Here is a 14,198-nt window from a genome sequence, read left to right as displayed (position 1 = left end):
GGTACTATCATGACTCTGCCTCCATCATTTTACGGTTTTTCACGATCTTTTGCGAAGACTTGGAAAGATTCTCCTCATCCTCCAAGAAGCGCTTAATCTTCCGGATTGCCTCCTGGAATCCGGGGATCTGTACTTTCTCGTACAAATTCACCTTCTGAGTGGTCTTCTTCCTCGCCTTATCCAATAACTCCATTTTACGCATGTAAAACTCCCTTTCCAAAGCGATATCAACCACCTCTTTGATGTATTGTACCCCGTCAAGGAACCACCCCGGCCGGTTAAACAAGCTGAAATCCTTTACCTCGTATTCCACCCCGTCCAAGACAGGGGTTTTCACTCCGGCAATTTTCTTTACAGACATATTTACCTCCTTCACCACGAGAATATCTTTCGAATACTCGTCGTAAAGTTGCAACATATCATGTAATTGATTCAAAGTCTCTTCCAACTTCTCGTCAAACTCGTCGGCAACTTGCTTTGCCTTTTTCACTTCCGACCGTAACGCGGACTCCTTATTTTTGATGGTAGGCAACGCCCGCACCCGCATCTTCAGTTGCTTATCCAACCCCTGAAGCGAAGTTTTATTGTATTGAAATTTTATTGCCATACCTTACTTATTTATAATTGTAAATTGTAGATTGTAGATTTTAGATTGACGACTGTATATTCTTATTTTTAGTATTTATCGAAGCTACCACCATCGCAAGAATCTCCTTAGCTTCTGCAATTAAAGGGATCACAACATCACGTTTCATCACATTAGCTTCCATTATAATTTCTAACCAATAAATAGTCTCGTCACACTCTTCCTCCACTATTTTCATTTTATGGATAAAATCTTTAGCCGACTTTGCACGACAGACTGCTCTATAGTTAGCCCCGACAGACAAACCGCAACGAAGCAATTGGTTCGCAATAACACGAGAAACATGAGTTTGAGGAAAAAACTCAACCAATCGAATAATTTGTAATCCTAATGCTTTCGTCCTATTTTGAAAATCGGTACTATCCATTTAATTTACAATTGTCAATTTACAACCTACAATCGGAAATTTTCATTCAGGAAAATTTCCAAATTCTTCTACTATTTCCGCCTTGATTCCCAATTCCGAGCGGTTGAAATACTTACGGAACAACGTCCAGGCCGTATCCAACATCTGGTCGGTGGAGATGTTGACGTCGATGGCCAACAAATCGTTCGAATACTCTTTCGCAAAATCGAGAGTCCGGCGGTCATAATCCGTCAAATCGAATCCGTTCTCCATTTTGGTCCGGGCATTGGCAGCATCGGCATACAGACGAATAGCGGCATTCATAACCTGCGGATGGTCCTTACGGGTTTTCTTACCGATCACCAATTGTTTCAAGCGGGACAAGCTTCGGAAAGGATCGACGATAACCTTACCGATTTCCGTATCTTTACGCAAGAACAATTGTCCCTCCGTAATGTATCCGGTATTGTCAGGGATAGCATGTGTAATATCTCCCCCGGAAAGAGTGGTTACCGCGATAATCGTAATAGAACCACCTGCCGGGAATTGTACGGCTTTCTCGTAAATTTTCGCCAAATCGGAATAAAGCGAACCGGGCATAGAGTCTTTAGAAGGGATCTGATCCATACGGTTGGACACGATACTCAAGGCATCCGCGTACAGAGTCATATCCGTCAACAATACCAATACCTTCTCGTTTTTATCCACGGCAAAATACTCGGCAGCAGTCAACGCCATATCCGGAACCAACAAACGCTCCACGGGAGGAGCCTCCGTCGTATTCACGAAGCTGACGATACGATCCAAAACCCCGGCGTTGTCGAACAAATTCTTAAAATACAAGTAGTCATCATTCGTCAATCCCATTCCCCCCAAAATAATCCGGTCGGCCTGCGCACGCAAAGCCACGTTGGCCATTACTTGATTATAGGGCTGATCCGGGTCCGCAAAAAACGGAATCTTCTGTCCCGATACCAAAGTATTATTTAAGTCGATACCCGCTATACCCGTGGCTATCAATTCGGAAGGTTGTTTTCGGCGTACCGGATTCACGGAAGGACCGCCGATTTCACGTTCATCGCCGTCGATAGCCGGACCCCCGTCGATCGGATCTCCAAACGCATTGAAAAAACGACCGCATAAATCTTCTCCGACTTTTAAAGTAGGTGCCTTTCCGAGAAATGTCACTTCTGCATTTGTCGGAATCCCTTCCGTTCCGGAGAACACCTGAAGGGTTATATCATCTCCCCAGATTTTCACGACCTGAGCCAAACGGCCGTTCACGATAGCTAACTCGTCATTTCCGACGCCCTGAGCTTTCAGTGAACACGTGGCTTTCGTGATCTGGGTGATCTTCGTGTAAACTTTTTGAAAAGCAACTGACATAATCAAATTTTAATTTTTATAACCTAACGATTCGGTGATTGCAGATTCTGCGATTCAGTAATTCAATCACAAAATCCTTTAATCATTTTTTTTTCTCTCGTTAATAATTTCCTTCACTTCTGCCTCGTATTTCTTAAAGTGTTCAGACTGGAACTCGGAATAGTTCATCTGTTTAAACCCGTTAATGATACGTTTGAAATAGGGATTTACCTCTTCAAAGGAGTCAAAATCAAAATCGGAACGCACAACATCCAACACGGCATTCAACATATACTTCTGACGCTCCATAGAGGTCGAACCGTCGATATTATCAAATGCATCTTGTTGCAAAATAACAAAGTCTATCAGTTCCGATTTCCAGTAAATCAAATGATACTCCAAAGGTACACCGTCATCCCCCAGGATATCGATCTGTTCGGCAGTTTCCCGTCCACGAACCAACATATTCCGCGCTTCGTTTACATCGGCGATCCAATGATCCGAGATATTCTTCTTTGCAAACTCCATGAACTCCGGATACTCTAAGTATTTGGAATAAGACTCCAACGTATCGATGGCCGGATAACGCTTGGCATCCGCACGAGCCTGCGAAAGAGCGTAAAAACAACGGGCTACCTTCTTCGTAGATTCCGTAACCGGCTCTTTCAAGTTACCTCCCGCGGGAGATACCGTACCGATAAAAGTGACAGAACCGGTTTTCCCGTTATTCAGGTAGACCATTCCGGCACGAGCGTAGAAATTTGAAATAATGGCAGACAAGTCCATAGGGAAAGCATCCTGTCCCGGAAGTTCCTCCATACGGTTGGACATCTCACGCAAAGCCTGAGCCCAACGAGAGGTAGAGTCCGCCAGCAAAAGGACTTTCATCCCCATAGAACGATAATATTCACCGATGGTCATAGCCGTGTAAACCGAGGCTTCACGGGCAGCCACGGGCATGTTGGAGGTATTGGCAATGATCGTCGTTCTCTCGTATAATTTACGTCCCGAGCGAGGGTCTTCCAACTCGGGGAACTCCGTGAAAATTTCTACAACCTCATTAGCCCGTTCACCGCAAGCAGCCATGATGATAATATCCGCATCGGCAAAACGGGAAAGAGCATGTTGCAATACCGTTTTACCCGTTCCGAACGGACCGGGAATAAATCCGGTACCTCCCTCTAAAATCGGATTCATCGTGTCGATTACCCGTACTCCCGTTTCCATCTGACGGAAAGGACGCGGCTTATCCACGTAATTTCTTACGGCGACCTTCACCGGCCACTTCTGTGTCATCGTCAACGGAAACTCTTTACCGTTTTCGTCTTTTACGATGGCAATCGTATCTTCAATCGTATACTCTCCGGCATCCGCGACGGAAACTACCGTGTATTCGCCTTGCATCTTAAAGGGAACCATAATCTTATGGTCCAACCAATTCTCTTTCACGTTTCCTAACCAGTCTCCGGCTTTTACCCTATCTCCCGGTTTAGCCAAAGGAGTAAAACTCCATTTTTTATCGACTTCCAACGGATTCGTGTATTCTCCTCGTTTTAAGAAAACTCCGGTCATCTTATCCAGGTCATTTTGCAAACCGTCGAAATTCTTCGATAGCAACCCCGGTCCCAAGGTGACTTCCAACATATGGTTTTCAAATTCTACCAACGTACCGGGTTTCAAACCACGCGTACTTTCAAATACCTGCACATAAGCAATATCTCCAACGACCTTGATGACCTCCGCCATCAGCCTCTCGTTACCCATCAGAATGAAACAAATCTCATTCTGGGAAACCGGGCCTTCGGTACGCACAAGCACGAGGTTGGATATAATACTATGAACTTTTCCTTGTGTTTTATCCATTTTTCAATTTTTAATTTTTAATCTCTCCATCTTAAATTTCCGGGAATTCTTCCCTTGTAAAATTTAAAATCATTTGAACTCCTCCGTGAATTCAAAACTATGCCTGAACTTCTCGACCATCTCCATGAATACCTTACGTCCGGACTCCGAACTCATCTTGCTCCATCTTTCAATAATCATCAATTGTAACATAAAGCTCAAAACCTTCTCCACGGAAAAATACTCGAAAACAACGGCTTCCTCTATAAAGTCCCAATGCAACAAATCCAACCCCCGCTCCCTTTCCACCAAATTAGGATTAGCCATTAAAGATATCACCTTATCCACGTAAGGATAATCCATAGCCAAGCCAAAATCTTTCGAATTGGACGTACGCAACGCTTTCGCGAAAGCATTGTTCCCGATCACCTCTTTCTCTATCTCTTTTCCGTATTTCCGACAATTCAACGCAGTGATCAGATTCTTGACATTCATTGAAAATTCCGCGTATCGTCTCACAAAAGAGTTTCCGGATTTCAATAAATAATCGTAATACATCCAACTCAACACATTTTCAGGAGCTACATCGTATTTCAGATGTTCTCCTTTAAAATCAGCTATAAATTGATTCAAATAAGGAAGTAAAGAAGAGGTAGGTTCGGCAATCTCATCTTCGAGTTGCTTTAAAGGATATACCGTCGAAAGAGTAGGGTCAGGCTCCTGCTTCGTCAACAGACGAAGAATCTGTACATGATCTGCCGGAAGAAAGAACAGATTCAAAAGTTCCATATCTTTTTTACTCAAATCGTTTTGAGCCAACTCCCGCAGATTACTGACAGATATTGCCAATTTCCGATCATCCCAAGCGATCTCCGGCAAACCGGCAATCAAACAGTAGTAACCATTTTTTAATATCATCCCTCTCAGTTTTATTTTACGATTCTGGATTCTGTCATTTTATGATTTCATGATTAAAACGCATAATCTCCAAATCATTCAATCACATAATCACACCATCTCATGATTCATTAATTTTTATAAAGAAGTTCTTTCGTGAAACTCCTCATGTATTGAGAGAAGAATGCCTCAAACAGTTCTTCCGAGAAAGTAATCTGATAACCTCCGTCTTTCGGCTGAATAACAAATTCACCTTCCACATTGCCGGCTTTTACACGTAAGCCCTTATCCAGAAGTTCTTTGTATTTGGTCGCGACAAAAGATTCAAATTGAGTTTTCTCATCATCCGAAAGGATCACTTCCAAATTTAAATTCCCGGATGAGATATCCCATTTTTTTACGATTGTCATCAACAACTCCTGAACAAATGTCTTCTCCTCAAATCCGACTTTTGCCATCTCTCCGGCAACTTTCCCCGAAATCAGCTCCGTAACGGACAATTTTAACGCGGCAATCGCTTGTCTCACGCTTAAATTCATCTCGGATTCTGCCTTTTTCTTCAAATTACTGATATCCGTATTGGCTGTAGCATGCATTTCGTCTGCTTTAGCCTTGGCCTCGGCTATAATCTTCTCGGCCTCTTGTCTTGCTTTCGCGAGGATCTCATCCGCCTCCTGACGTGCTTTATCCACCCCCTCGTCGTAAAGTTTCTTCGTTAAAACATCTAATTTATTCTCCATATATATGTGTATTGAAATAGTATTTTTCCATCCCCATTTTTTAACTTTTCTTTGTCTCTTAACTCTCTGAAAAAACGGCCTCAAGGTATTAAAAATTATCGGGAAAAGCAAATGAAAATTAACACGCCGAATCGCTGATTTCTTCTAACCGCCAAGCAGATCGAATCTAATAATTCGGATAATCCTAATCTTCAAATATCATACCAAAAATCAAAATACATGAATATAGATAACGTTTGCGGTGCTTATAAAGTTTATGAAATCTTTCTATTTCTCCATCTATTGCTTTCGTGGTCGATCATGCAGAAAAGTCGATTCGATAGCACTTTAACCCCGTCCCAAAGTGCTAACATGAATAATTTATGGAGAAATACCGATCATAAGATCAGCAGTTATTTTGAAAATAGTATATTTGTTTCGAATAAATAAAACCTGAAATAAGGACTCTGTTAAACAAAACCGGTTAAAAAGTCTCGCATCGCGTAATTTAATTCGACTCATTATGTTAGATCACAAACTCACGATATTCTATCACACGGCAAAATACCTGAGCACGACAAAGGCTGCCGAAGAGCTGCATCTTTCCCAGCCGGCCATATCCAAAAGCATAAAAGAGTTGGAAAAAGAATTGGAAGTCACTCTTTTCGAACGGGAAAAAGGACGTTTCGTGTTGACTCCGGCAGGAAAGTATTTATTGGAAAAAAGTGAAGATTTATTGGATAAAGAGCGGGAGATCGAATTCGGCATCCATCAAATGAAACATGAATTTTCCGGTACTCTGTCTATCGGTGCCAGCACGACGCTGTCACAATACATCTTACCGGGAATGTTAGCCCCGTTTCGCGAGCGTTTCCCGCATATCAGGATTAACCTGATCAGCGGAAATACCAACCAGATCGAACAGGAAATCCTACACCGCAACATCCAGTTAGCCTTTATCGAAGGATCTCCCTCCGAACCGGATATTCACTACATACCTTTTTTACAGGACGAGATCGTATTGGTTACCTCAACCCGGAACCCGAGCAAAGAGGTCATCACTTTGGAAGAACTAAAACAACTGAAATTCGTGTTCAGGGAAAACGGTTCCGGAACTTATAAAATCATTCAGCAACAGTTAGCCAAATCAAATATCCGCATGGAAGAGATGAACCAGCAGATTACGATCGGAACAACCGAAGGAATCAAACAATACCTGAAACATTCGGATTGCTATGCTCTCGTTTCCGTGTTCAGCATCCGGGAAGAGTTAGCTTCCGGAAAACTAAAAATCATCGATATACAAGAGTTGGAAATCTCCCGGGAATTGTACGCGATTCATAAACAGGGCTATTTAGATCCGTACGCCAATAAATTATTGCAATATTGTGTAAAAAACAAGAAAAAGAGTTGGTAGTACTTTGATAGTCCCTCCCAATCCGCGCGTACAATTCCATAAGGGAATTTGTGTTTTCGCAAAAACCACATTATCTTCGCAACACTTTTAAGAAAGATTATCAAAAAATAAGTGCATGAACAATTGGATAATACAAATAGCGGCCCCGGCAGCAAAAGCGGCAGATATGGATATGAGCCTATGGGGGTTGGTTGTCAAAGGGGGATGGTTAATGATCCCTATCTTTATTCTATCGATTATCGCCATTTACATCGCTTGCGAAAGATTTTGGATTCTTCGGAAAACAGGAACGGGAGATGAAGCATTCATGCAACTGATTCAAGAAAAAATACAAAAAAAAGACATAGAAGGAGCTTTAACCGACTGTGATACGGAAAATACCCCTTTGGCCAAAATCATAAGAAAAGGTATTCTATTGAGACAGGAGGCGCCGGGAGAGATTCGCGAGTCCATGGAAAATACGGCCAATTACGAAGTGGCAACTTTGGAAAAAGGCTTAGCGACCTTAGCGACCTGCGCGGGTACAGCTCCCATGATCGGTTTTTTGGGAACAGTCGTCGGAATGGTACAGGCATTCTACGACATGGCTATGGCCGGCAACAATATCGACATCAGTCTGTTGTCGAGGGGTATATATACGGCCATGATCACGACCGTGGCCGGATTGATCGTCGGGATCATCGGATACCTGGCTTATAACTACTTAGTTTCCCGGATTGATAAAATCGTCCTGCACATGGAACGGTATAACTCCGAACTCATCGACCTGCTGATCCGGTTAAAAAAACAGGAATCACCCCATCACTAAACCTTTTAATCACACAATCATTAAATCACTAAATCACAGAATCACCAAATCTCAGAATCACTAAATCTCAGAATCACTAAATCAATTATGTCCATCAAACGCAGTAGCAAAATAAATCCGAACTTTAACATGTCGTCCATGACCGACATCGTGTTTTTGCTATTGATCTTTTTTATGGTCTCCTCGACACTGATTAACCCCAATGCTTTACGCCTGGAATTACCCGAAAGTACAAATCAGACTTCTGAAAAACCGGTTACGGTTGTTTCTATCGATAAAAACCATACTTTCTACCTAAACGAAAAGGTAATTCCTTTTTCCAAGCTTGAAAGTAAGTTGGTCGAAGAGCTGAAAGATCAGGACAAACCCTGTATTTCCTTGCAGGCGGACAAGTCGGTTCCATTAGAACAGATCGTCAAAGTAATGAATATCGCCAAAGATCACAACTACCGCCTGATTATAGCAACTACCCCGGAATAAGGCAAATCGCTCCTATCCTATTTCAAAAAAAAATTCTGCTTTCTGAAACCAATCGTTAAGGCAAGCGTATACAACCAAACAAGTGCTAATGGTAACACTTGTTATAACACATTGGAATTATAGAATAGCAACAATTGTTAAACTAAAACTAACTAAGTATGAAACGTTTATTATTATTATCTTTCATTGGATTGTTTGCACAGCTGATGATTTCATGTTATCCGGGAGGTGCGGATGACGTGGATGAGATGGATGTTGCCATAACGAATTATGACAAGAGTGCAGATTTTACGAAGTACACCACCTTTTCACTCCCGGATACGATTGTTTATTTCGTGGCTAAGGGAGAAACTCCCAATCACAAGTTCGATGCCCAAATTTTAGATTTGGTAAAGAAAAATTTTGAAGATAAGGGATATACCTACATGGAGCAAACCGAGATAAATCAACCGAGCTTTATCGTGACGGTTTCTGCCTTCTCAAATGTAAATTACTATTACGGAGCCAACTATTGGTATGATTACTGGGGATGGTATCCAGGATGGAATTGGATTTGGGGTTCAGGTTGGGGTCCGGGTTGGGGTCCTTCTTACCCGTGGTATCCTGTTGCTGTCTATTCCTATAGAAGCGGATCTATCGTGATTGATATGATCGCCACCGATGCTACGACGACCAGTACTAAAAAAGTTCCCGTTCTATGGAGCGGCGTAGCCGACGGAATTTTACAAGGTTCTGAGCAATCTATTCTGAACCGGATGACCTCCACTATTAATCAATGCTTCACTCAATCGCCTTACCTGAAAAGTGGTAACGCCCAGTAAAAGAACATCCTTATTGTCAATTTTTAAAGCAAAAGATTATGAGAAAACTATTATTTATATCATTGATATTATTCGGTCTTAGTCCCCTTGTAAAAGGACAGATGCTGAATTTAAACTACCAGATGTCAGTTCCAATCGGAAAAATCAACGACTTCACGGGTAAAATGAGCTTCAGAGGTATTGATTTGGAATACCACTATTTCTTAAGTGAACAATTCTCTATCGGAGGTATGGTGGGTTGGAACACGTTTTACAAAAACAAAGGTGTACAAACAGCAGATTTCTACTTTAAAGGAAATAGCGATATACACACCATTACCGGTCATCAATACCGTTATGTAAATACGGTACCCATTATGGCAATCGGCCGCTATTGGTTCACGGAAAGCAACACCCTTTTCAGACCCTATTTCGGTTTAGGAATCGGTACGAGCTGGACGGAATTGAAATTAGACGTGGGACAGTTCTCTTCGACGGAGTCCAGATGGCAATTCGCCTTTGCCCCGGAAATCGGAACTTTGATAGAATTAAACGATCAATTCGCCTTTAACTTGGGATTCAGATATTCTTACGGCACCAAAGCCGGAAACGGCAGAATTCCCGCGACACAAAGTTTTGCCATCAGCGTAGGTATTGTTCTGCAAGGTGTTAATTAAAACGCAAAACTCTATACAAAAACAACTAAGCAATCAAGAGCTGCCGAGTTTTCGGCAGCTCTTTTCATAATCTACAAATGCAACATACCGGAATTTTTTAATACCAATCGTGATTACTGGTATGCCAACCGATCTGTTTTACCACGGAAATCTTCCCGTTTAATTTCTTTTGGAACAACAGTCTCGGGTTTTCAATATTATTGATATCGTAACAATAGATACTTCCGTCCTCACACCCCACGAAAATCTGATCCGTTTGGTAAAAAGCATACGCCAAAGCCGTAATCTTGGAAGGGAAGGTGGCATTAAAGGTCATAAATTTTCTTTGATTCGCACTCTCGATATAGGAGGTCGAACGTTGCAGGTAATAGAGTTTGTCGCCTACCGTGTAGAAATCGCGGTACATGGCCTTTTTATTATAGCTAAGTGAAGGACGGTTATTGGCACTTACCAAAAACACCGACGAGGCATCCAGTCTTACCGGAAGATAGAACCAACGCTCGAAGGTCGTACGGAATATTGTTTCAGACTGCGTGCTGAAAGAAAAATCTCCGACCAACGTTCGATTCTCCATCGTGGGGTCGTTATAATAAACGGTAAATAACAGTTTCGGTCCGCCATATCCCCAACTGATATGGTTTTTTTCCGTCAAATACAACACCTCCGTACCTTCGGGGAATCCAGACACGGGGGCTCCATAATGTGTTTTCGCGGGAACCATCCGCGTCCGCCAAATGGGAGGATTGTCGCCTTGGAAAGACCCTCCGTCCCGCCAGGTCGTCGCCATCACCACTCTCCGGTTTTTTTCATCGTAACAGGGTATAACTCCCCCGTACTTAGAATGCCCGAACTTGGTGATTTTATACCCTCTATCGTCTATCACGTAAGGTTCCGACAGGTATTGTCCTCCCAAATAATTGGGAGACTTTACCCGGTAAAACACCCTTCCGTCTACCGTGGCCACGAAGGTACAGGCACTCTCCTGTCCGGAAGTTTGGGGTGCTTTTTCCCGTAAATCGGAAACCACGAAATTCGGGGGTGTACCGTCTAAAAACTGATCCTTTATCTCTCCCACCTTCTCCATGTTCTGGATATTCACCTCGTAAGCCACCTGGTCCGTAATCACCACGCAGGCTCCCGACGGGCTGATATCCCGGGCGGTCTCCATGCTCAACTGAACCGGTTTACCAGGGAGCTTTCCGCCATTCATCTCCTCGTAAGCGTTGTCCTTTAACACATACACCACTTTTTGTTTGCCTTGTTCCGTCACGATCCGTCGGCAGATGGCCGAAAACTTCGTGTTATTTCCGTCTTCCGACAAGATAAACCAGTCATTTGGGGCAAAAGCAGAATAAATCGATACATACAGGCGGGCCGGGAAGGAGACGCCTGTCTCTTTCTCGATCACCGTAAAAGTTCCCCAGATAGCGTTCGAATTGGTATAAGCATCCAAACCCAACTTTTGAAACACCGAATCCGTGGGAAGCTCCATATCCAACTGATCGCCGATCACGACACCGGCGATCTTCCACTCGTAACGAACCTCTTTCGCTCGAGCGGCGGAATCCGATCCCCAGGTAAACATACGACTCCCGTGGAACACCATGGTTTCTCCCTTACCGGCCCAACCGGATATATACTCCGGTGTTTTATTAAAATCTTGTATCCATTGAGGAGGGTTCAACTCCGTATAGGTATAATTGCCCTCGTCCTTAAAACATCCCGACAAAAAGCCAAGAAAAAACAACAGACCGCATAGTTTTATATAATTCATACCATCTTATTTAACACGTTAAACATTAACAGACATCCATTCATTATTCTCTTCGTCCCATACCGGATGGTCGGCCAACCATTCTTTAAAAGCGATAACCAATTTCCGTACCTTATCCGGACGATCCCTGACCATCTCCGCGTTCAAGTCGTACGCCCCCTCGATATTCTCCAAGAAAGTCCTGTATTTTAGAGACGAATAGGAGCCCAGAGAGTAAAATTCCACCTCCCGGTCCCACCACTCCGGCTTCACGGCGTCTTTCGTGAAATGGATTACCGCCCGGGAACGCTCGAACTGTCCCACGGCTAACCCGTCGCCCGGTACTAACTCCACGACCAGACGTACCCCATTCTCCATATCGCCCAAACGGTCGCTTTTATTCATCCGGATTCGAATCGTATCCTGAAACATATCCAAATCCTCCGGGATCGGACCGGCATGAAACGTGTAGGAATCCGCCAATTCGTACTCGTCCGGGTTGGCGGTGGTCATCTCTTTCACCACTTTTAACCCGAAATGCAAGTCCTTGGCCAGGGGGCGTCCGGCAAGCACTACCACCAGCTCAGCCATCACGAACGTGTCCGTAGGCTTGGCAAAAAAGAAGGTCACGTTCGTGGAGTCGGCCTTCGCTGTTCCGGGTGCCGCCTCGTCTTTAAAAAATCGTTTAAAATACACCTCGTGCCGGTCTCCGAAAGGCTCGATATACTGTTCCTCACAAGCCGTAAAAAAGGCGATCCAAACCACCATACTGTATAACAAATATCTTTTCATATCTCGTGTCGTTTAAGATTACATACTCTGATTATCCGGTATCGGAAACATATATTCGGATTTACTCAATTCGCGTTCTTCTCCCTCTTGCATAAATATCTTGGCTCCCAAACGCTTGTAAAGATAGAACAACTGTCCCTCGGATATCCATTCCCGTTGCGCATCGCGAACCAAATCCCGTTGAAAAGAGGCATAATCCGTCGTAACAGGAAGATCTTTCATCGTGGCCCAGACACCACCTCCGACATGGGCAGAGGTACTTCTGTTGCGGCGAACGGTATTTAAGATATCGTATGCCTGGTCAAATTGCCCCTTACGCGCATAACACTCGGCCATAATGTAGCGCATCTCCGTGGCCCGGATAACGGGAAGAATCTGAACATTCTTCCGGCGTATTTTCGTGTCGTCGCTACAATACCATTTGGCCGATATTTTATATCCCCATAAACCTCCCGGTTGAAACAGAAGATAGCGGGAACGAATATCCATCTGAGATTCGTCATAGGAATCACTCGGGTTCAGAAATATCTTTTGCTTTCTCTCATCCAGAGCGAGCCAATTGCCTTGTGTCATTCCACTGGCCTCTTTCCGGAAAAAATCTCCAAGCTTATAGTCGTTGTAAGCCTCCTCGTTATATAGAGCAAAAATCAGATTGGAGGTGAGTTTCAAATCTTCCTTTCGTTCGTTATCGTCATTCTGAATCGCCCAAAACTGTTCGGTGGAGAACATATCATAAGAAGCCCAGTTTACCCCTTTCGCTTTAAAATTCAACACGGTATCCGCCATCTGGAAAGCCTCCTCGTACATCCCGGCGTATTGATACACCCTTGCCAACAAAGCGGTAATGGCGTAATAGCTCAACCGGTATCCCCGCCCGGTATAAAAACCGTCTATCGTGTTCTCTTTATTAAACCCCTCCATTCCGGATTCCACGATGCCCTCGAAACGGGTTTTCCCGGTAGCGCTCATGCTCATTCCCAAAGCCGAAGTATCGAACTCAATCGTCAGCGCACGGGCGGTTTTCAAATCCCGGATCACCTTTTCGAGAAAAGGTTTTAACGCGATTCCATCGGGCTGGATATTGGGCGTCGCTTCCACGTAAGGAACCCGCTTTTCTCCGTCGTCATGGATCAAAGCCGGGGCAAAAAGCCGTACGATATCGAAATGCATCAAAGCCCGGCAGGCATAGGCCTCGCCCATGATCAATCTACGCTCCGTCTCTCCCCCGGCAAACAGGTCCGGGGAGGCCTTCTCCGTATTTTGTAACAAATTGTTCGCGTTGGCCACCACGTTAAAGCCGTCTTTCCAAATCGCATCGATAGTCGGCCTTAACGAAACATTGTAATAGTCGAAACTACCGGCGCTCCGATACATGCTTTTCCCGTCGTCCGAGTATTGCCAATTCCAAGTGTATTGCCGGGAGATACAATCCACGATACCGAATTGAAGTTCCACCCCGTACAAATTTTTGGACGTCATAGCCTGATAGATCCCGGCCAAAACGGAACGGTAGCCGTCGCCGGTAGTAAACAACTCGTCACTGGTTGCCTCCCCTTCCGGTTGCAGATCGAGCCAATCCCGGCAAGAACCGAAAAACAGCCCGGAGATTAAAAGAATGATTTGTATCTTTATTTTCATGATCCTTTCATTTTAAAA

15 protein-coding genes are annotated in these 14,198 nt (G+C 43.8%); 6 read left to right on the top strand and 9 right to left on the bottom strand.

Annotation, left to right across the window (positions count from 1 at the left end; translation table 11 throughout):
* Positions 1 to 7 precede the first annotated feature (7 nt).
* From NVS78_RS12700 to NVS78_RS12675, 6 genes are all read right to left on the bottom strand, one after another.
* The gene (locus NVS78_RS12700; RefSeq protein ID WP_041501907.1) at positions 8 to 607 is read right to left on the bottom strand and encodes a V-type ATP synthase subunit D; all 600 of its coding nucleotides are present in this window, start codon (positions 605 to 607) and stop codon (positions 8 to 10) included.
* 40 nt (positions 608 to 647) lie between these two features.
* Complete coding sequence (locus tag NVS78_RS12695) at positions 648 to 1,013, bottom strand: four helix bundle protein (RefSeq protein WP_286359506.1); 366 nt, start codon at positions 1,011 to 1,013, stop codon at positions 648 to 650.
* Positions 1,014 to 1,055: 42 nt separating this feature from the next.
* Complete coding sequence (locus NVS78_RS12690) at positions 1,056 to 2,381, bottom strand: V-type ATP synthase subunit B (RefSeq protein WP_059025353.1); 1,326 nt, start codon at positions 2,379 to 2,381, stop codon at positions 1,056 to 1,058.
* A gap of 75 nt (positions 2,382 to 2,456) precedes the next feature.
* Entirely contained in the window at positions 2,457 to 4,220 is a 1,764-nt protein-coding gene (locus tag NVS78_RS12685) for a V-type ATP synthase subunit A (protein WP_041501905.1), read from the bottom strand.
* Positions 4,221 to 4,289: 69 nt separating this feature from the next.
* Positions 4,290 to 5,117, bottom strand: coding sequence for a DUF2764 family protein (locus NVS78_RS12680; RefSeq protein WP_041501904.1), 828 nt, complete (start codon positions 5,115 to 5,117; stop codon positions 4,290 to 4,292).
* A gap of 110 nt (positions 5,118 to 5,227) precedes the next feature.
* Positions 5,228 to 5,836, bottom strand: a complete 609-nt coding sequence (locus NVS78_RS12675; protein ID WP_041501903.1) for an ATP synthase subunit E — start codon at positions 5,834 to 5,836, stop codon at positions 5,228 to 5,230.
* A 219-nt stretch (positions 5,837 to 6,055) separates the two neighbouring features.
* Between NVS78_RS12675 and NVS78_RS12670 the strand changes: the two genes are divergently transcribed.
* The 6 genes from NVS78_RS12670 to NVS78_RS12645 all read left to right on the top strand — a co-directional run bounded on the left by NVS78_RS12670 (position 6,056) and on the right by NVS78_RS12645 (position 9,997).
* A complete protein-coding gene (locus NVS78_RS12670) occupies positions 6,056 to 6,265 on the top strand; it encodes a hypothetical protein (RefSeq protein ID WP_286359505.1) in 210 nt (69 codons plus the stop codon).
* Positions 6,266 to 6,338: 73 nt separating this feature from the next.
* Positions 6,339 to 7,232, top strand: coding sequence for a LysR substrate-binding domain-containing protein (locus tag NVS78_RS12665; RefSeq protein ID WP_286359504.1), 894 nt, complete (start codon positions 6,339 to 6,341; stop codon positions 7,230 to 7,232).
* Positions 7,233 to 7,347: 115 nt separating this feature from the next.
* Positions 7,348 to 8,040: a MotA/TolQ/ExbB proton channel family protein gene (locus NVS78_RS12660; protein WP_059025311.1), complete on the top strand. Its 693-nt coding sequence runs from the start codon at positions 7,348 to 7,350 to the stop codon at positions 8,038 to 8,040.
* A gap of 87 nt (positions 8,041 to 8,127) precedes the next feature.
* Positions 8,128 to 8,520: an ExbD/TolR family protein gene (locus NVS78_RS12655; RefSeq protein WP_070807428.1), complete on the top strand. Its 393-nt coding sequence runs from the start codon at positions 8,128 to 8,130 to the stop codon at positions 8,518 to 8,520.
* 158 nt (positions 8,521 to 8,678) lie between these two features.
* Positions 8,679 to 9,341: a DUF4136 domain-containing protein gene (locus tag NVS78_RS12650; protein ID WP_041501899.1), complete on the top strand. Its 663-nt coding sequence runs from the start codon at positions 8,679 to 8,681 to the stop codon at positions 9,339 to 9,341.
* Positions 9,342 to 9,379: 38 nt separating this feature from the next.
* Positions 9,380 to 9,997 (top strand): outer membrane beta-barrel protein, encoded by a 618-nt coding sequence (locus tag NVS78_RS12645; protein ID WP_059025310.1) that lies wholly within the window; start codon positions 9,380 to 9,382, stop codon positions 9,995 to 9,997.
* Positions 9,998 to 10,094: 97 nt separating this feature from the next.
* On the opposite strand, the gene NVS78_RS12640 is transcribed toward NVS78_RS12645, so the two are convergent.
* Genes NVS78_RS12640 through NVS78_RS12630 form a run of 3 tightly spaced genes read right to left on the bottom strand, consistent with a single transcriptional unit; the run spans position 10,095 to position 14,180 of the window.
* Entirely contained in the window at positions 10,095 to 11,771 is a 1,677-nt protein-coding gene (locus NVS78_RS12640) for a PKD-like family lipoprotein (protein WP_286359503.1), read from the bottom strand.
* 18 nt (positions 11,772 to 11,789) lie between these two features.
* Complete coding sequence (locus NVS78_RS12635; protein WP_286359502.1) at positions 11,790 to 12,542, bottom strand: DUF4843 domain-containing protein; 753 nt, start codon at positions 12,540 to 12,542, stop codon at positions 11,790 to 11,792.
* 18 nt (positions 12,543 to 12,560) lie between these two features.
* Positions 12,561 to 14,180: a RagB/SusD family nutrient uptake outer membrane protein gene (locus tag NVS78_RS12630; RefSeq protein WP_286359501.1), complete on the bottom strand. Its 1,620-nt coding sequence runs from the start codon at positions 14,178 to 14,180 to the stop codon at positions 12,561 to 12,563.
* Positions 14,181 to 14,198: the final 18 nt, after the last annotated feature.

It is taken from the genome of Gabonibacter chumensis, from assembly GCF_024741215.1.
Taxonomy (GTDB): Bacteria; Bacteroidota; Bacteroidia; order Bacteroidales; family Marinifilaceae; genus Gabonibacter; species Gabonibacter massiliensis.
The sequence above is the reverse complement of the archived record's forward strand: the minus strand, read 5'-3'. Positions and strand labels throughout refer to the sequence as shown.